This is a genomic window from Shinella sp. AETb1-6 (assembly GCF_009826875.1).
In the GTDB taxonomy this organism is placed as follows: domain Bacteria; phylum Pseudomonadota; class Alphaproteobacteria; order Rhizobiales; family Rhizobiaceae; genus Shinella; species Shinella sumterensis.
Genome location: NZ_WUMM01000020.1, coordinates 1 through 17,498, shown reverse-complemented (window position 1 = coordinate 17,498; position 17,498 = coordinate 1). Strand labels below are relative to the sequence as shown.

The following is a 17,498-nucleotide window of genomic DNA, read 5'->3' as shown; positions in this document are numbered from 1 at the left end:
ATCCTTGTTCTTGGGTATGGCGTCACTTCAGTGTGACGACGACCTTCCCTTTGGCGCGACCGGTATCGACATAGGCCAACGCATCGTTCAACTTCTCGAACGGGAATGTGCGATCGACCACCGGACGGATGACGCCATCTTCGATCAGCTTCGTGATCCGGCCTAGCTGCTCGCCGTCGGCGTGCATGAAGAGAAAGGAATAGTCGACGCCCGCGCGCTTTGCCTTGCGCCGGATGCCGGCGCTGAGCAGGCGCAGCACGAGCCGAAGCACCACGTTCAAGCCCTGGGCGCGCGCGAAAGCGGGATCGGGAGCGCCGGAGATCGAGATGAGCTTGCCGCCGGGCTTCAGCACCTTCAGCGATTTTTCCAGCGTCGTGGCATCGAGCGTGTGGAGGACAAGGTCGTAGCCCGACAGCTCTTCCTCGAAGTTCTGGCTGCGATAGTCGATGACGACATCGGCCCCCAGCTCCTTCACCATCGGAATGTTGGCGGCACTCGTCGTCGTCGCGACCGTCGCGCCGAGATGTTTGGCGAGCTGGATGGCGAATGTGCCGACACCGCCCGATCCGGCGTGGATCAGGACCTTCTGTCCTGGTTTGATCTGCGCGCGTTCGACCAGTGCCTGCCAGACAGTCAGCCCGATCAGCGGGATCGATGCGGCCTCGGCCATCGAGATATTGCCCGGCTTGAGGGCCAGATCGCTCTCGTCGACGGCGATCCGTTCGGCAAAGGCGCCGATCCGCCCGTCACGGGGGCGGGCATAGACGGCGTCGCCGACTTTGAAGCGCCGCACGTTTGCGCCGACGCTGATCACGGTGCCCGCGAGATCGTGCCCAAGCACGAGCGGCGTCTTGTAGGGCAGGACCGGCTTGAATGCGCCGTCCCGGATCTTGGAATCGATCGGGTTGAGCGCTGCCGCGGCAATTTCGACCAGCACGTCGTCGGGACCTGCCACGGGGTCGGGCATGTCGCCCAGTCGCAACTGTTGTTTCTTGCCGTAGCGGTCGAGGATGAAGGCCTTCATGATGCTCTACTCCAGTTCAGGCGTCGGCTGAAACGATCGCGGCGGGATAATCGGTGTAGCCCTGCGCGCCGCCGCCGTAGAGCGTGGCCGGATTGAGCTGGGCGAGCGGCACACCGCTTTTGAATCGATCGACCAGATCGGGATTGGCGATGAAGTGGTGGCCGAAGGCGAACAGGTCGGCCTTGCCCTCGCTGAGGCGCGACTTGGCAAGATCAAGCTCATAGCCGTTGTTGGCGATATAGGTGTTGCGGAAGCGCTGACGCAGTGCATCGTAATCGAAAGGTGCCGCATCCCGCGGTCCGCCGGTCGCGCCCTCGACGACGTGGATATAGGCGATGCCGAGACCGTCGAGCTTTTCGACGACGTAGCCGTATTGCGCTTGCTCATTGCCCGACAGCACGGAGCCACCTGCGGGCGAGACCGGCGAGAGGCGGACGCCCGCGCGCTCGGCACCAATTTCCTTCGCCACGGCGGCCGTGACCTCAATCAGCAGCCGGGCTCGGTTCTCGATCGAACCACCATAAGCGTCCGTGCGGACATTCGCGGTCTCGCGCAGGAACTGGTCGAGCAGATAGCCATTCGCGCCATGGACCTCGACCCCGTCGAAACCGGCCGCGATCGCATTGGCCGCAGCCTTGCGGAAATCCTCGACGATGCCGGGGATCTCTTCCGCTTCGAGCGCGCGCGGCTCGGATACATCGGCGAAACCATTGTTCACGAACGTCTTGGTCTCGGCACGGATCGCCGATGGCGCGACCGGCGCCTCTCCGTCATGAAGATCGACATGACTGACACGGCCGACATGCCAGAGCTGCACGAAGATGCGGCCGCCCTTGGCATGGACCGCGTCGGTCACCTTGCGCCAAGCTGCGATCTGTTCGGGCGTATAGAGGCCGGGCGTATCCTGATAGCCCTGGGCCTGCCGCGAGACCTGCGTCGCCTCGGTGATGATCAGCCCGGCGCTCGCCCGCTGGGAATAGTATTCCGCAGCAAACGGGCTAGGCACAAGGCCCGCACCGGCGCGGTTGCGGGTCAAGGGCGCCATGACGATGCGGTTCGCAAGCACGAGCCCGTCAATGTCGTAAGGGCCAAACAGATCGGTATCAGTCATTTTCTCATTTTCCGTTCGAATGCGTTGAAAGCGTTTGCGTAATTCTGCGGCTTCTCACACGCTCGCGAGATAGCGATCGGCGGGCCGGGACTGCGCGAAACCGGGGATCATAGCCTGACGCGTGGCCTCGAGAGTCGTCCATTGTTCCCCATCATGAAGTGGCGGGATGGTGACGGGCTCGCGGCGGTCGAAGCCAACCAAAGCCGCGTCCACCAGATCGTCCACCTCCATCACGCCTGAAAGAGTGTCGACATCGACGCCCGCATGGCCCCAGATCTCGGTGCGTGTCGCTGCCGGAAGCACAGCCTGGACATAGACACCGTGAGACGCGAGCTGGAGACTCAACGCCTGGGAGAGATGCAACACGAAGGCTTTGGTCGCGCCGTAGACCGGCATGCCGAATTCCGGCGCGAGGCCGACCACGGAGCCGATATTCACGATCGCGCCTTCACCCGCTTGCGCAAGGCGGGGGGCGATGGCGCGGGCAAGGCGCACGAGCGCCGTCGTGTTGAGCGCCACCAGCCTGTCGATATCGTCAGCGGCTTGTTCGAGGAAGTTGCCCGCCAGGCTCGCACCGGCATTGTTGATGAGAATGCCGATCCGCGCGTCATCGCGCAGTCGCGCCTCAACCGCTGCGCGCTCTGCCGGATTGACGAGATCGGCCGCCACGATGTCGATCGTCACGCCGGTGTCGCGCCGCAGGCGATCAGCCAGCGTCTCCATCCGCGCCGTGTTACGGGCGACCAGCACCAGATCATGACCACGGCGCGCGAAGCGCTCGGCGTAGGCGGCGCCGATGCCAGTGGAGGCGCCGGTAATAAGGACGGTTGGCTTGTCGGTCATGGCATTGCCCTTTCGTGGCATTGAAACTATATTCATGATGATTGTCATCATTGATCCTAAATATGATAGCCATCATCAAAATGTCAATAGCGAGCGGAGACCAGGCGAGATGAAAGTGAGTCAGGAGCAGAAGGCGCAAAACCGAGACCGCATTTTAACCGCGGCAGCGCGGCTGTTTCGGGAAAAGGGTTTCGATGCGGTCAGTGTCGCCGAAGTGATGAAAGCGGCCGGCATGACCCATGGTGGCTTTTATGGACATTTCCAGTCAAAGGACGATCTGGTCGCCCAAGCCATCGCTCACGCCGTCGGCAGCCAATCAGTGATCGACGACCTTGGCGTCTGGATCGACACCTACCTCTCCGAACTGCATCGTGAGCATCCGGACCTGGGCTGCCCAATGGCTGCCCTTGCGGGGTTCATGCGGCAGCAGGCCCCGGAAGCACGCGCGTCCATGGCACAGGTCCTCGCCTTGCAGATCAACACGCTCACCGATGTCATGCCAGGTGCTGACCCTGCCAAGCGGCGCCGGGCGGCAATTGGTAGCTGGTCCGCGATGGTCGGCGCCCTCATCCTCTCGCGGTCGATCGATGACCCCGCGCTGTCGGGCGAACTCTTGTCCGAGACCCGGGCATGGATCGGCGAAAAAACAATTCCCGGGAATGGTGAATGACATTGCGCCTCACACTTGCCGGAGAGGGGCAGTGACCTGGGAGGTCCAGCGCTAGGACTTGAATAGCCCCGAGTTTCGTAGACACCCTCGGGTTAGATTCTCTGCTGCTTCTCAAACGAGACGGGCGACAGTATCCCGTTTCTGACGTGCTTGCGTTTCGGGTTGTAGAACATTTCGATGTAGTCGAACACGTCCTGGCGTGCTTCATCGCGTGAACGATAGACCCTGCGACGTATACGTTCTCGCTTTAGAAGATTGAAGAAGCTCTTCGAAGCGTAACACACACCAATGACAGAGCTCTCGCCACCGCCACCGCCGGGTGTCAGCCGCTGAGGCGAATGCTGCGGCGGTTACGATTTCCCAGCCACTGATCGCCCATCAAGCCTGCAAATGGTTGACAGATGCTGGCTTTCGTTTTACGACTAACGAAAAATGAAAATCGTCACACGTCACTCGAAAGCCGTCACTGCCATGGATACGACCACCAGCTTCGACGAAGTCCGCCGGGAAAATATCACCCGCATCCTTGATGCGGCCGAGCGGCTGTTCAAGCATTACGGTTATACGAAAACGAATGTCGCCGACATTGCCCGCGATCTCGGCATGTCGCCGGCAAATATCTACCGTTTTTTCTCCTCCAAGGCCGATATCCACCAAGCACTCTGCCGCCGGATGCTCGCCGCCAGCCAGCAGGTTGCCGTGGAAATTGCCGCGCGCAAAGACAGCGCCTGCGTGCGGCTGAGGGATTTCATCCTTGCCCAGTTCAAGATCACCGCCGAGACCATGCTGGCCGACAAGAAGGTCCATGAAATGGTCGTCGTCGCCATGGAAGAGAACTGGCCCGTCATCGAGGAACATATTGAACGGATCCGCATCGTTATCGAACGTGTGATCGCCGAGGGCATCGCCGCCGAAGAGTTCCGCGAACAGAATGCAGCACTTGCCGCCGAGAATTTCATGTCGGCAACAATCCTCCTCTGTCATCCGCAGCTTGTTGCCAAATGCCTTGCCGAAACCCGTATCGGCAAGCCGGAAGACCTGATCGATTTCGCCCTTCGGGGCCTGAAATAATTTCTACCCAAGCACCGGCGTCTCCCGCGCCACCCGTCATCATTCCATGGAGTGGGGCCATGTCCTCGTTTCGTTTTGTTACTGCCACGACAGTTCTGAAAATCGCCGTAGTTGTAGGAGCCCTTTCGTTTCTTGCCGCCTGCTCGGAAGAGAAAAAGGCGGAGGCACCGGACGTGGTGCGCCCCGTCAAGGTCGCCGAGATCGGCGCGCCGGATGAAGGCCGCAAGCTCGTCTATTCCGGTGCGGTCAAGGCTCGCACCGAGATGAACCTCGGCTTCCGTGTTTCCGGCAAGATCACCGAGCGGCTGGTTAATGTCGGCGACCGTGTCAGCCCCGGCGCCGTGCTCGCGCGCCTCGACCCGGTCGATTACAAGCTTGCCCTCACCCGCGCCGAAGCCGATCTCTCGTCAGCCCGGAAACAGGTCGAAATCACCGATCTCGCGTATCGCCGCGCCCAGACGCTCGCTGCCCAAAATGTCACGTCGCAATCGACCCTCGAGCAGGCGTCGCTGTCACGCGATCAGGCCGTGTCCTCCCTCCAGTCGGCCGAGTCCGCACTCGAGCAGGCCCGCAACCAGGTTGCCTATTCCGATCTGAAATCCGATCAGAAGGGCATCGTCACCACGGTCAGCGCCGATGTCGGCCAGGTCGTGTCGGCCGGCACGCCGATCGTCACGGTCGCCGTCGATGGCGAAAAGGAAGTGCAGATCGCCGTGCCGGAAATGGATGTTTCGCATTTCCAGCCGGGCAAACAGGTCTCCGCCAGCTTCTGGGCTGCCAACACGACTGTGCTGACAGGAAAAGTCCGTGAAGTCGCCCAGAGTGCCGATCCCCAGTCGCGCACCTTCTCCGTCCGCGTCAGCCTGCCCGAGGATCAGCGTGTGCTGCTCGGCATGACCGCGACGATCGAGGCAAAGGCCGACAATGCGGTTCCCGCGTTTTCCGTGCCGCTTGCCGCGCTCGGCGAAAAGGACGGCAAGAAGGTCGTCTGGGTCGTCGACCGCCAGAAGGGCACGGTCAGCTCGCGGCCGGTCGAAGTCGTCGATTTTTCCGATGACGGCGCCCGCATCTCCAAGGGTCTTTCGACCGGCGTTCTGGTCGTTTCGGCCGGCACGCAGTTCATGCGCGAAGACATGAAGGTGAGGCTGCCGGAAACAGTGACCTCACGCTTCGGCAGCGTCAACAGCCTCACCACGGCCTCGGTCGCACCCTGACTCTTAGGATCGAAGAACCACGCTCATGACTTCGCACAACGCGCCTTCTTCGACGGAAGAGAAGCATAAATTCAACCTTTCCCGCTGGGCGATCTCACATCCCAGCATCGCCCGTTTCCTGTTCGGCCTGATCATCGTCATGGGCGCCCTTGGCGTCATGAACATGGGCCAGAAGGAAGATCCGGATTTCACCTTCCGTGTCATGGTCGTGCAGTCGGTCTGGCCGGGCGCCTCGATCGACGACATGCAGAACCAGGTCGTCAACAAGATCGAGCGCAAGCTGCAGGAAACCCCGCATCTCGACTGGGTCAAATCCTATATCCGCGCTGGCGTGGCGATCACCACGATCCAGATCAAGGGTGACACCAACGGCGCCGATGTGGCAGACGCCTTTTACCAGGTGCGCAAGAAGGTCGGCGATATCAAGCAGGATCTGCCGTCCGGCCTGCTCGGCCCCTATTTCAACGACGAATTCGGCGATACCTACATCACTCTGCACGCGATCAGCGGCGACGGTTATTCCTATCCGGAGCTGAAGAAGTTCGCGATCCAGGCACGCGACATGCTGATCGCCACGCCCGGCGTCGAAAAGGCCGTCATCCTCGGCGACCAGCCGCAGAAGATTTTTATCGACGTCTCCTCCAAGGCACTGGCCGAACGCGGCCTGACCGTGGTCGATATCCAGAACGCCCTGCAGGGCCAGAACGATGTCGATCCGGCCGGCAGTGTCGAAACCGCCGATCGCTCCGTACGCATCTCCGTTGAAGGCGATGTCACGACGCCGGCTGAAATCCGCGAACTCAGGCTCAAGGCCGGTGATCAGGTGATCCGTCTCGGCGATATCGCCACCGTCAAGGACGGGCTCGAAGAGCCCTATCAGAGAAAATTCCGCGTCAATGGCCATGATACCGTCGAACTCGGCGTGGTGATGGCCAAGGGCTTCAAGGTCACCGATGTCGGCAAGGGCGTCGAGGAAACCTACAAACGCTTTGAAGACACGCTGCCGGTCGGGGTCGAGGTGACGCAGATCTCCAACCAGCCCGAAGTCGTCACCGAAGCGGTCGGCGAATTCACCCAGGCGCTGATGGAAGCTCTGGTCATCGTGCTGATCGTCTCGCTGATTTCGATCGGCTGGCGTTCGGGCATCGTCATCGCGATTGCCATTCCGCTCGTTCTCGCTGCGACGTTGGCCATCATGTTCTATATGGGCATCGAGCTGCAGCGCATCTCGCTCGGCGCACTGATCATTGCGCTCGGCCTTCTAGTCGATGATGCGATGATCGTCGTCGAGATGATGGAGCGCAAGCTGGAAGAGGGGTTGAACCGCCTGGATGCGGCGAGCTTCGCCTATTCCTCGACCGCCTTTCCGATGCTGACCGGCACGCTGATCACCACGGCCGGCTTTATCCCGGTCGGTTTTGCCGCCTCCACGGCGGGTGAATATGTCCGCTCGCTGTTCTTCGTGGTCGGCATTGCGCTGGTGACCTCATGGTTCGTCGCCGTCTATTTCACCCCTTGGCTCGGCTATATGATCCTGAAGCAGCGGGCGCATGCCGGCACGCATCATGATGCCTATGACACCCGTTTTTATCGCGGCGTCGGCCACACCGTGGGCTGGGCCGTGCGCCACAAGGCGATCGTGCTGCTCCTGACGCTCGGGGCCTTTGTCGGTAGCCTCTGGTCCTTCCAGTTCATTCCGCAGAGCTTCTTCCCACAATCGTCGCGGCCGGAAATCCTTGTCGACATGTGGCTGCCAGAAGGCACCGCGATCAAGGAAGTCGAACGCCAGGCCAAGGCGCTCGAAGCCAAGATCATGGACGATCCGGACAAGAAGTTCGTCGCCACGTTCATCGGTGAAGGCGCGCCGCGCTTCTTCCTGCCGCTTGACCAGCAGCTGCGCAACCCGAACTATGCCCAGCTTCTCGTCATGTCGAACGGGCTCGAAGAGCGCGAACGGATGATCGTCAAGCTGCGCAAGATTTTGGCCGAGGATTTCCCGACCGTGCGTGGCAAGGTCGACCGCCTCTTCCTCGGACCTCCCGTCGGCTGGGCCGTGCAGATGCGCGTTATTGGCCCGGACCGTGCGAAAGTGCGCAGCATTGCCGATCAAGTGAAGCAGCGTTTTGAACAGCAGCCGAATTTCGGCGCCGTTCATGACGACTGGATGGAGCAGGTGCCGGCGATGAAACTGGTGATCGACCAGGATCGTGCGCGTGCCCTCGGCGCCTCCTCGCAGCGCGTGCGGCAGATGCTGCAGACTGCGACCAACGGCGCCCCGATCAGCGATTTCCGTGATGGCGAGGAAACCGTCTCGATCGTAGTGCGCGAGCCGGATGCGACCCGCAGCCTCCTCTCGGCCGTCAACTCGGTCTATATCCCGACCGACAATGGCGGTTTCGTGCCGGCCTCGCAGATCGCTAAGGTCGTACCGCTGCTCGAACAGGGTATCGAATGGCGCCGCGACCGCCTGCCGACCATCACCGTCAAGGCAACGCTGCCCGATGGCGTTGAGCCGACCCAGGTGACGATGAACCTCTATAACAGCATGGCCGATCTGCGCGCCAAGCTGCCGGCAGGGTACAAGGTCGAGATTCAGGGGGGTGCCGAGGATGCGGCGGAAAGCCAGCAGTCGATCGCCGCCAAGGCGCCGATCATGCTGCTCGTCATCCTCGTGCTCCTGATGATCCAGCTGCAGCATTTCGGCAAGGCGATGCTGGTTCTGGCGACTGGCCCACTCGGTATCATCGGCGCTGCCATGGCGCTCTTGATCACCGGTGCCCCCTTCGGCTTCGTCGCCATTCTCGGCGTCATCGCCCTGCTCGGTATCATCATGCGCAACTCGATCATCCTCGTCGACCAGATCGACCAGGATATCGCCGCCGGCCATCCGCGGATGGAAGCGATCGTCGGTGCGGCGGTCCGCCGTTTCCGGCCGATCACGCTGACAGCGCTGACCGCCGTGCTGGCGCTGATCCCGATCTCGCGCGGTCTGTTCTGGGGGCCGATGGCCTATGCGATGATGGGTGGCATTCTGGTTGCGACCGTGCTGACCATCCTTGTCCTGCCGGCAGCTTACGCGCTGTTCTTCGGCCGCGAGCCGAAGGCGAAAAAGGAAGACGAGAAGTCCGCCAGCCAGGGTGAGCTTTTCGACGAGCACCACGCCATGCCGATGGCCGCCGAATAACCAATCTTGCAACGCTTTGGGAAGGGCATTTGCCTGCCACCCTGCAGAACGATGAAAGCGAGCGGCTGGCGGAAGCGTTCGGCCAATTTTTGGCCGATTATCTCGGCTCGGCCGTCGATCTGTCCGTTCATGCGGCAGTAGGCAATCAAAACACGGATATCCTGGCACCGGGAATCGCCAGTCTGGTGCCGATCCCCTAATGGTCATTCGCAGGTTAACCACGCCAAAGGCGCCGGTTCGTTCATCGATCTCATTTCGGACGTTGGCGATAGTGCGACTAACACCGAAGAGCCGATTTTGACCGCGTTCATCGCGGCTCTTCCGGTATCTCTCAGGGATTAGGCAATACCGACGACAAGTGTTTGATCGGATCAGAGCGACAGCCGGACCTGCAGGTCGTTAAGGAGCCATCGGCCGGCCGGGCCAGGTTCATGGCCCGCCATGCGGGCGGCGTAGATGGTCAGGGCGTCTGCCGGGTCACGGGCATCTTCGGCCAGCTCGAGCCGAACCAGATCGCTGGCTGCGAGATGATCGGCAATCAAATGCTCCGGCATCCGGCACCAGCCGAAGCCGGCCAGCAGGAAATCCAACCTGCGGCCGAGGTCGACAAAGCGCCACCGCGTGGCGCTGGCCAGGCCGTAATTGTTCGCTTCCCGATCGACCGGATCGGACAGGACGAGCTGGATATGGCGCTCCAGGTCGTCGCGGGTTGCCGGACGGCCAAGCGCTGCCAATGGGTGTTCGGCGCTGACCACGGGCGTCAGCACCACGCGCAGGAGCGGCGAAGCCACGACGTCCTCGGGCACCACCGGCAGCAGCAGGCAGAAGGCCAGTACGACGTCGCCGCTGCGCAAACGACGCAGCGCCCCGCCCAGGCCCTCGGTCGAGAAGCTGACGGGAAGATGCGGATAGGCCAGGTGCAACGCGCGCAGGCTTTCGATGAGCGGGGCGGTGGGCACCAGCGGATCTATGGCCAGGGCAAGCTCGGGCTCGACCCCGCCTCGCGCGCCGGTCGCGACGGCCTCGAAGCGAGCCGCGCTCGAAAGCACCAGCCGGGCCTGATCGACCAGAACCCGGCCCGTTTCAGTCAGGCGGGGGCGATGGGTGCTGCGGTCGAAGAGCTGGACGCCCTGGGCGGCTTCCAACGTCGCCACCGACTGGCTGATTGCCGATTGCGCACGGCGCAATTGCCGCCCGGCCGCCGAAAAGCTGCCGGCATCAGCAATGGTCACCAGGATGCGCAACTGATCGAGGCTGAGACTGCCGATCATAATCCATCATATTTGCCGATAGAGATGATCACTTTATTATCGCTCCCGCCGCTGGATGGAAAGCCCTATATCGTCCGTATCAGTCACGGCTGTTCAGCCCAAAACCTTGAGGACGCCATGCCCAACCTTCTCGTTGTCGAAACCAGCGCGCGCGGCGAGGCTTCGATTTCCCGTCAACTGACCAAACGCCTTGTCGCCAATTGGCTTGAGGTGAACCCGCATGGCGCGGTCGTGCGGCGCGACCTGGCCGTGGATGCGCTGCCGCACGTGACCATGCCGTGGTTGTCGGCCTATTTCACGCCACCGCATGCCCATACCGCGGACATGGCCGAGCAACTGCGTCTTTCGGACGCGCTGGTTGCCGAATTGCTGGCAGCCGACGAGCTTGTCATCGCCACGCCGGTCTACAATTACAATATCCCGGCCAGCCTCAAAGCCTGGATCGATCACGTCGTGCGCAAGGGCGTAACGCTTGGCTTCGACGGCAAGGGACTGCTGATCGGCAAGAAAGCCACCGTGGTGCTGGCGTCCGGCGGCATCTATGGCGAGGCCTCGCCCATCGACCACCTCAATTTTGCCCCGCGATACCTCAAGGCCATTCTCAACGTCCTCGGCATCACCGACGTAAGGACTATCCATGGCGAAGGTGCCAAGGCCGTGGATATGGGTGAAGTAACGATGGGCACGTTCATCGACGCCGTTGTTCGAAAACTCAAGCGCGCTGCGGTAGCCTGATTGATCGGGAGTATGCGGGCCCCCCGATGGAGCCCGCTTGCTTCCACCGAGTTCAGTTGTGCCGCAAGATCGCCGCTGGCCTTCATCGCATCTTGCCTTCGGATCACTGTTCATGCCGAACGTGCTCACGCTCGTCCGATCTGGTAGCCTTGCCTTGCAATAGCTGACCGTCCGCTTCCCCCCCCATTTCTGACGTCAGCCGCCTGAAATCGAAGGCGTGAGATCAGGCACGGGCTTGCACCGCAACTCTGCACTCGCGGTACATGCAGACCCGACGAACCGGTCACTCCCGACAAGCGCTCCAACACGGAACGAGCTTCATGGTCCAGCAAGGCCATCCAGCTCGTCCTTGGCGCCCAACCCCCTGAAGATGAGAGCTATTATCCTCGCTGCCTGAGCATCCCTGCCGGGGTGGGATGGGATTTGCCAAAGCACGCCGAGAAGCATCAGGACATCGTCGGCATTTGCACCGCGATCGATTGCACCCGCAGCCTCACTTGCAGCTAGGAGTGAGCGCACCGCCAACACGATCTGCCGATAGGTCTCACGTTCATCGTCCTCGGACGTAGCTCCTTGCAGAAGTTTTGCCACTCCGCGCTTCATCGCACTGGAAACGGCCAGCTGGGCGCACCACAGACGAAACGCCTCAAGGGGAGGATGCTCCTGCAGAAGCGTGGATGGGAGAGCCGCCAGGGCGCTGATCTCCCTGCGATAGATAGCCAGGGCCAGAGCTTCCCGCGTCGGGAAGTGGCGATAGAGCGTGCCTTGTCCAACGCCGGCTGCCTTGCCGATGGCGCTGAGCGGCGTCTCGGGATCCGCGGTCAGAGCCTCCCGCGCCACCTCAAGTATGCGATCACGGTTGGCGCGCGCGTCCGCCCGCAATCCATCTTCTCCTGCAGCCATATCGCCCCTTGACTAAACGGACAATTGTCCGTTACACAACAGCAAGCGGACACTTGTCCGAATATAGCGGATGCGGAGACAGACATGCAATATGCCAAGCTCGGCCGCACCGGCCTCGATATTTCGCCTATCGCTATTGGCTGCATGGGGTTCGGGGACCCGTCGCGAGGCTACCCTTCCTGGTCGCTTGACGAGGAAGCAAGCCGGCGCCTCATTCGCCACGCACTGGAGGCGGGCATCAATTTCTTCGACACGGCCAATCTCTATTCAAACGGGTCCAGCGAGGAAATCCTCGGGCGGGCCCTCAAGGACTTTGCGCACCGCGAAAACGTTGTGATCGCCACCAAACTCAGCGCCCCGATGCGCGACGGACCTAACAGTATAGGGCTGTCGCGCAAGGCGATCATGACCGAAGTCGATATGAGCCTCAGGCGCCTTGGCACCGACTATATCGACCTCTACCAGATCCATCGTCGCGACAGGACCACGCCCTGGGAAGAAACGCTCGAGGCCCTGAACGATGTCGTCAAGGCCGGCAAGGTCCGCTATCTCGGTGCATCGTCCATGAAGGCCTGGGAATTCGGCAAGGCGCTACACCTGCAGCAATCCAACGGCTGGGCCCGCTTCGTGTCGATGCAGGATACCTACAATCTGCTTGACCGCGAGGAAGAGCGCGAGATGCATGCGCTCTGCATCGACGAAGGGGTGCAGACCATTCTCTATAGCCCTCTCAACCGTGGCCGGCTGGCCCGGCCGTGGGGCGCGGTCACGGCAAGAGCGGAAAGCGAAACGGCCTACAAGCTGGGAGCAGCCACGGCCGACAGCGACAAGCGGATTGTCGATGAGGTGGGGGCCATTGCCGAAGAGCGAGGCGTCGGCCGGTCGATGATCGCGCTGGCCTGGTTGCGTCGCAATCCCGTGGTGGCAGCGCCGATCGTGGGTGCGCTGAAACCAGACCATATCGACGACGCCGTGGCCTCCCTCTCGATCAGTCTCACCGACGACGAGGCAGAAAGGCTGGAGGCGCCCTATACGCCGCGGCTCGACCATCAGGGAGTGTCAGACCCGGCCATGCTGCGTCGCGCAGCCGAAACAGCCACAGGGCACAGCATCAGCCGTCTCCCGGTCCGGGCGTCGCCCGCCAACTGATGTCAGCTCTCAAGCGCGCCTTAGCCAGGACCGGACTGTCTCCCTTCCACCCCTTTGCTTCCGGTAACAATGAAGGCGGAATAACCCGAGCACCTACCCAGCCAAAGTTTTTTCTGGTGATGGCTGGCGCGAGGGCCGGATCAGGACGCTATCTGGAGCGCATCGTCTGGACGCTCGATATCGGCGGCAAGCGCCTCGTCGACTACGGCAAGCAGCTTGCGCTTTTCCGCCAACTCGCCGGCGAAGGCGAATGCGGCCTCGCCGTCGCGGGCCTGATATGAAGCCAGCCTGCGGCGGCCATCGGCGAGACGCTGACGATAGCGCTCCCGCTCGCCCTCGAAACCGTCAAGCGCATGTTCGATGCGGGCTATGGCCCCGAGCGGCGTGGTGGTAACCCAACTGGCGGATCGTCGCCTTAACCCGCTTGCCGAGCTTGATATACAGCTCGACCGCGCGAATTCTGTCAGCATGGGAATACATGAACTACCTCCTGGTGGTCCAAGTTTTAGTCCGCATCCCCAAGGGGTCAACATTCCGCGCCGATTGACATTCTTCGGCATGGCGCTTGCGCTGGGTTCGTTCTGGGCGCTCATCCCGGCTGCACGAGCAGGGCAGTGCTTGTCTTGCGCACGTCATGGGAAGATCGGCTGCTGCAAGTCGAACTGCCCGGATATGACGCGTATTCCCGTTGGGTGCGATGGAGACTGGTTCCAGGCGTCTGGTGAAAACTGCTTCGGTTGTCAAGGATCGGGAGACCTTGAAAACGGCGTTTCCGGTTTTTGAGCCAAAGTGGCAGGGAGAATGGCGACGGTAAGAAACAAAGTAACCGACGCAAAGAATGTTGCATTAGCCAAGCCATCAAGCCACATGACCCACGATCAAGGCCAGAGCCGAACCCGATCCCATTCTTTGTGATCGGCGGATAGCGTGAAGCGCAGGCGCTTATGGTTGCGGTCGCTCGCCCCTTGCCAGAACTCGACAACGGTAGGTGCGACGGCATAGACCTGCCAGCCCGGGGCGACGTGATCTGGATTGGCCGAAAGGAACGCCTCCGCTTCCGCCAGTTTTCTCTCCAGTTCCGTTGCGTCCGAAAGCACCGCGCTCTGTCGCGAGGCAAGGGCACTGGCCCGAGAGCCTTGCGGGCGCTCAAGGTAGTCGGCAGCGCATTCGTCGGTTGGAAGAAGACTTGCCAGTCCGCGCAGCCGGATTTGCCGGCCGAGCACCGGCCAATAGAACGTCAACGCAACATGCGGCTCCGCTGCTATCTGCTGTGCCTTTGGGCTTTCTGCCTTGATCGCAAAATGCCAGCCGCGCCCATCGACATTTTTCAGGATCAGCACGCGGGCATCCGGCCAGCCATTTTCGTCGCGGGTCGAAAGCGTCATCGCATGTGGTTCGCGTATGCCGGCCGCCAGTGCCTCATCCAGCCAGATTGCAAAGGCCTCTTGTGGAGTTCTGGGGAATGCCTCCAGGTCCATGTCCGGAAGTGGCGCCTTCAAGGATGGAATTCGACGCAACTTGTCTTTCAGGCTTGTGGTTTCGGATGTCACGATAGGCACCTTTCTTCGGGGGATGCGGACTGGATGAAGGACGGGATGTCGCTCGGACGGCAATCGGACAGACCGTAGCCGGAACCGGAGCGCGTAAATTGGATAGCTGACAACGAAACGGCCAACGGCAAGCCTATATATTATGCATGAGGGGCGGGAGTGACAGCCTCGATCTGCGTGGTTTGTTTGAATTGAACAAATCCCTGGGTCCGCATTTCGCTATTCAATTCCAAAAGTAGGTCATCCCGATGTTCCGGCGCAGAAGAGGAGTAAATTGCAATTGAGGTTCGAGTGGCTTAGCCTCCGCCCATGCTTGTGGGAACCCTCTAACTATCTCGCTTGAGACACGCGATCGCAGCCTGCCCGTGTCGCCTGATCCGCGGTGCGGCGCATGTTGTATACTTGGGCTTCTATAAAGGTTCATGACATTGGAAATCAGATCCGAGCAACCAGCCGACATCGCCGCAATCAGCGCTGTCACCACCGCGGCATTCAAGACCGCGCCCCACAGCAGCGGGACCGAGGCTCGCATCATCGAGGGCCTGAGGGCGGCCGGAGCGCTGACCCTATCTCTCGTTGCCGTCGATCAGGATGAGATCATCGGTCATGTGGCGTTCTCGCCCATAAGTATCGCCGACGTCCAAGAGGATTGGTATGGCCTTGGGCCGGTCTCCATCAGTCTGGAGCACCAGGGCCAGGGGATTGGTCAGTTGCTCATTCGAGCCGGGCTCGAACGGCTTCGATCGTTGCAGGCCGCGGGCTGTGTGGTCCTGGGCGATCCCCGGTATTATCAGCGGTTCGGTTTTGTGAGCGATCCGGCTCTGACCTATGGCGGCGATCCTTCGCCCTACTTTCAGCGCCTGATCCTTAATGGCCCGCCGGCTGCCGGCGACGTCAGTTATCACTCCGCGTTCGAGGCGTAGCGAAAACGAAGGCGGCCCTTATGGCGCGCGGCCAATTGCACAGGCACATCGTTGTCGATTCAGCACCAAGGTTCGCGACGGCCGCTCCACGTCCGCGCAAGACCTTCGCTCACGAGCTGGTCGCCGACATCGCGCCCGTTGACCGAAAGGGCAGCCAATGTGCGACCGTAACGGTCCGTGCCCTGTCGATGAATTTGCACCCGCTGGCCGTCGAGAATGTCGGCCAGCCGACGCTTTGACCGAAAGGCGAGGTCAATTTCATATCGGCACTGACCTTCCAGCTCGGGGGCGTCGATATTGAAAATCCTACCTCAAAAGTAGGAAAGAAGACGTCTACAAATCCAGGAGCTATTCAAGCTTCTTGTCCTCTCCATAGCTAAGGACAAGAGACAGTACAATCCATTCATGCTTACGCTGAAACAAACGCATGGGCTGTTGAATCAAGAAGGCCGCCCGATAAGTTCAAGCGACCTTCGAGACTTCGCTAGCCGCGGAGGGTTAGCTCTTCAGGGCTGTGTTGCACAGGCTCCAGTAACCACCACCCTTCTGGATCCATTTCAGATCGCCAAGGGTGCCATTATCCTTGTTTGCCCGATAGCTGTCGACGCAGGTATGGAGCCGCTGCTTCCCGGGCGTCTCGCTGGAATACTTCTTGTCAACGGCCTTCGGGAAAACAACGCTTTTGGGGGCTTTCTTCGTGGACTTCGCCGGCTCTTTATCGGGCGTGGCCGCTATGTCTTTTTCGTCTGCTGCATCTTCCGCAGCAGCGTCGGTCCCGCAATTCTTGGCACGAAAGTCATTCCATTTCATGCCCTTGGCAGAGCCATCGGCCTTTGCCGCCTGATATTTGGTGCTGCACTCCTTCATGGTGAGCGCGGATGCGGGGGAAGTGAGCGCCACCGTAGCAAGCAGCGCGAAGGATGAGAAAATTACTGTCCGGATCATCTTGTTGAATCTCCTGTTTGGAGGTTGCCCCTTCCGCGGTGAATATCTAACTGACCGGGTTACTTGTCAACGCACTCTAAAACAGGAAAAGCGAAAGAAGTTTCGGATGGGGCTGCTTGAAATTCTACAATAGAGAGCTAACAGCGCGCTTCTTTCCCTTGCAGCTCACGGACTTCGCGAGAGCAAACTAGAAGAAAGTCGATCCAAATCCTCGAAAATCCAACGGTCCCCGGGTCTGCGTAGACATAACCTCAGTGCCAGTTCTGTTTCGCCGACGCCTACAGAATGAACTGTTGGAAGCAGTGAGCGTCTCCAGCCGCGACTACCGCAAGCTGACGACGCGCGGCACATCCAAGCCCCCCGGCCTAGTGATTACGTGAGCCGTTTTCAAAGCTCCGGCACGTTGCCTTCGTTTGAGCACAATTTAGTATCCTCTTATTCGCAATGCCAGATCGGGTCTGAATCGGAGATATCCATGGGACTGCTTGATGGACTGCAGAACATTGTCAGTGACGCCCTAAACGGAAAGCCGGTCGACCTCATGGCGGTGGCGGGGCAGGTCTTGCAAAACGCCGGTGGCCTGAATGGTATTGTTGCGCAATTGAACCAGGCAGGACTGGGCGAACAGGTCACGTCCTGGATCGGGACGGGCTCCAACCTGCCGATTTCCGAAGGTCAAATCAAAACCGCACTTTCGTCCGATACTTTGCGGAATCTCGCCCAGTCGTTCGGTGTCGACGTCGACCAACTCCCTCAACTTCTTGCCGAACATTTGCCGAAGATGGTCGACAAGGCAAGTCCGAACGGCGTGTTGCCGTCATAGCCAATTGAATAGCCCCGATTTTCGTAGACCCCCTCGGGTTAGATTTTCTGCTGCCTCTCGAACTCTACGGGCGACAGCATTC

At 60.7% G+C, this 17,498-nt stretch carries 17 protein-coding genes and 3 pseudogenes; 9 read left to right on the top strand and 11 right to left on the bottom strand.

What is annotated here, in order from left to right:
* Positions 1-22: 22 nt before the first annotated feature.
* From GR158_RS23490 to GR158_RS23480, 3 genes are read right to left on the bottom strand one after another with little or no spacing between them, the layout of a single operon-like run.
* Positions 23-1,024, bottom strand: coding sequence for an NADP-dependent oxidoreductase (locus GR158_RS23490; protein ID WP_160872819.1), 1,002 nt, complete (start codon positions 1,022-1,024; stop codon positions 23-25).
* Between the two features lie 16 nt (positions 1,025-1,040).
* Positions 1,041-2,135, bottom strand: a complete 1,095-nt coding sequence (locus GR158_RS23485; RefSeq protein ID WP_160872818.1) for an alkene reductase — start codon at positions 2,133-2,135, stop codon at positions 1,041-1,043.
* Positions 2,136-2,189: 54 nt separating this feature from the next.
* A complete protein-coding gene (locus GR158_RS23480; protein ID WP_160872817.1) occupies positions 2,190-2,978 on the bottom strand; it encodes an SDR family oxidoreductase in 789 nt (262 codons plus the stop codon).
* 109 nt (positions 2,979-3,087) lie between these two features.
* Between GR158_RS23480 and GR158_RS23475 the strand changes: the two genes are divergently transcribed.
* Positions 3,088-3,648, top strand: coding sequence for a TetR/AcrR family transcriptional regulator (locus GR158_RS23475; protein ID WP_160872848.1), 561 nt, complete (start codon positions 3,088-3,090; stop codon positions 3,646-3,648).
* Between the two features lie 92 nt (positions 3,649-3,740).
* On the opposite strand, the pseudogene GR158_RS23470 reads toward GR158_RS23475, so the two are convergent.
* Positions 3,741-3,920: pseudogene (locus GR158_RS23470) on the bottom strand (IS3 family transposase); the annotation flags it as partial.
* A 160-nt stretch (positions 3,921-4,080) separates the two neighbouring features.
* Here GR158_RS23470 and GR158_RS23465 point away from each other — a divergent pair.
* The 4 genes from GR158_RS23465 to GR158_RS23450 are packed head-to-tail and all read left to right on the top strand — an operon-like array spanning position 4,081 to position 9,317.
* A complete protein-coding gene (locus GR158_RS23465; RefSeq protein ID WP_371731781.1) occupies positions 4,081-4,719 on the top strand; it encodes a TetR/AcrR family transcriptional regulator in 639 nt (212 codons plus the stop codon).
* A 59-nt stretch (positions 4,720-4,778) separates the two neighbouring features.
* The gene (locus GR158_RS23460) at positions 4,779-5,933 is read left to right on the top strand and encodes an efflux RND transporter periplasmic adaptor subunit (RefSeq protein ID WP_160872816.1); all 1,155 of its coding nucleotides are present in this window, start codon (positions 4,779-4,781) and stop codon (positions 5,931-5,933) included.
* A 25-nt stretch (positions 5,934-5,958) separates the two neighbouring features.
* On the top strand, positions 5,959-9,117 hold the full coding sequence (locus GR158_RS23455) for an efflux RND transporter permease subunit (RefSeq protein ID WP_160872815.1): 3,159 nt from the start codon (positions 5,959-5,961) through the stop codon (positions 9,115-9,117).
* 29 nt (positions 9,118-9,146) lie between these two features.
* Complete coding sequence (locus tag GR158_RS23450; RefSeq protein ID WP_160872814.1) at positions 9,147-9,317, top strand: hypothetical protein; 171 nt, start codon at positions 9,147-9,149, stop codon at positions 9,315-9,317.
* A 171-nt stretch (positions 9,318-9,488) separates the two neighbouring features.
* On the opposite strand, the gene GR158_RS23445 is transcribed toward GR158_RS23450, so the two are convergent.
* On the bottom strand, positions 9,489-10,388 hold the full coding sequence (locus GR158_RS23445) for a LysR family transcriptional regulator (protein WP_160872813.1): 900 nt from the start codon (positions 10,386-10,388) through the stop codon (positions 9,489-9,491).
* Between the two features lie 117 nt (positions 10,389-10,505).
* Between GR158_RS23445 and GR158_RS23440 the strand changes: the two genes are divergently transcribed.
* On the top strand, positions 10,506-11,123 hold the full coding sequence (locus GR158_RS23440; protein ID WP_160872812.1) for an FMN-dependent NADH-azoreductase: 618 nt from the start codon (positions 10,506-10,508) through the stop codon (positions 11,121-11,123).
* A gap of 318 nt (positions 11,124-11,441) precedes the next feature.
* On the opposite strand, the gene GR158_RS23435 is transcribed toward GR158_RS23440, so the two are convergent.
* Positions 11,442-12,026 carry a TetR/AcrR family transcriptional regulator gene (locus GR158_RS23435; protein ID WP_160872811.1) on the bottom strand — a complete coding sequence of 195 codons (585 nt, stop codon included), beginning with the start codon at positions 12,024-12,026 and terminating at the stop codon, positions 11,442-11,444.
* Between the two features lie 84 nt (positions 12,027-12,110).
* Between GR158_RS23435 and GR158_RS23430 the strand changes: the two genes are divergently transcribed.
* Complete coding sequence (locus GR158_RS23430; protein ID WP_160872810.1) at positions 12,111-13,175, top strand: aldo/keto reductase; 1,065 nt, start codon at positions 12,111-12,113, stop codon at positions 13,173-13,175.
* Between the two features lie 140 nt (positions 13,176-13,315).
* Here GR158_RS23430 and GR158_RS25675 read toward each other — a convergent pair.
* From GR158_RS25675 to GR158_RS23420, 3 genes and pseudogenes are all read right to left on the bottom strand, one after another.
* Positions 13,316-13,570, bottom strand: a pseudogene (locus GR158_RS25675) (hypothetical protein); the annotation flags it as partial.
* Positions 13,566-13,655, bottom strand: a pseudogene (locus GR158_RS25580) (integrase); the annotation flags it as partial. The pseudogenes GR158_RS25675 and GR158_RS25580, both read right to left, overlap by 5 nt.
* Positions 13,656-14,053: 398 nt before the next feature.
* Positions 14,054-14,725, bottom strand: a complete 672-nt coding sequence (locus GR158_RS23420) for a pyridoxal 5'-phosphate synthase (protein WP_371731780.1) — start codon at positions 14,723-14,725, stop codon at positions 14,054-14,056.
* A gap of 428 nt (positions 14,726-15,153) precedes the next feature.
* Between GR158_RS23420 and GR158_RS23415 the strand changes: the two genes are divergently transcribed.
* On the top strand, positions 15,154-15,648 hold the full coding sequence (locus GR158_RS23415; protein ID WP_160872846.1) for a GNAT family N-acetyltransferase: 495 nt from the start codon (positions 15,154-15,156) through the stop codon (positions 15,646-15,648).
* Between the two features lie 59 nt (positions 15,649-15,707).
* Here GR158_RS23415 and GR158_RS23410 read toward each other — a convergent pair whose 3' ends face one another.
* Together GR158_RS23410 and GR158_RS23405 are read right to left on the bottom strand one after the other, a co-directional pair.
* Positions 15,708-15,944, bottom strand: a complete 237-nt coding sequence (locus GR158_RS23410; protein ID WP_371731785.1) for a thermonuclease family protein — start codon at positions 15,942-15,944, stop codon at positions 15,708-15,710.
* 202 nt (positions 15,945-16,146) lie between these two features.
* Complete coding sequence (locus tag GR158_RS23405; RefSeq protein ID WP_134651435.1) at positions 16,147-16,593, bottom strand: hypothetical protein; 447 nt, start codon at positions 16,591-16,593, stop codon at positions 16,147-16,149.
* A 475-nt stretch (positions 16,594-17,068) separates the two neighbouring features.
* Between GR158_RS23405 and GR158_RS23400 the strand changes: the two genes are divergently transcribed.
* The gene (locus GR158_RS23400; RefSeq protein WP_134651433.1) at positions 17,069-17,416 is read left to right on the top strand and encodes a YidB family protein; all 348 of its coding nucleotides are present in this window, start codon (positions 17,069-17,071) and stop codon (positions 17,414-17,416) included.
* The last annotated feature ends 82 nt before the right edge of the window (positions 17,417-17,498 follow it).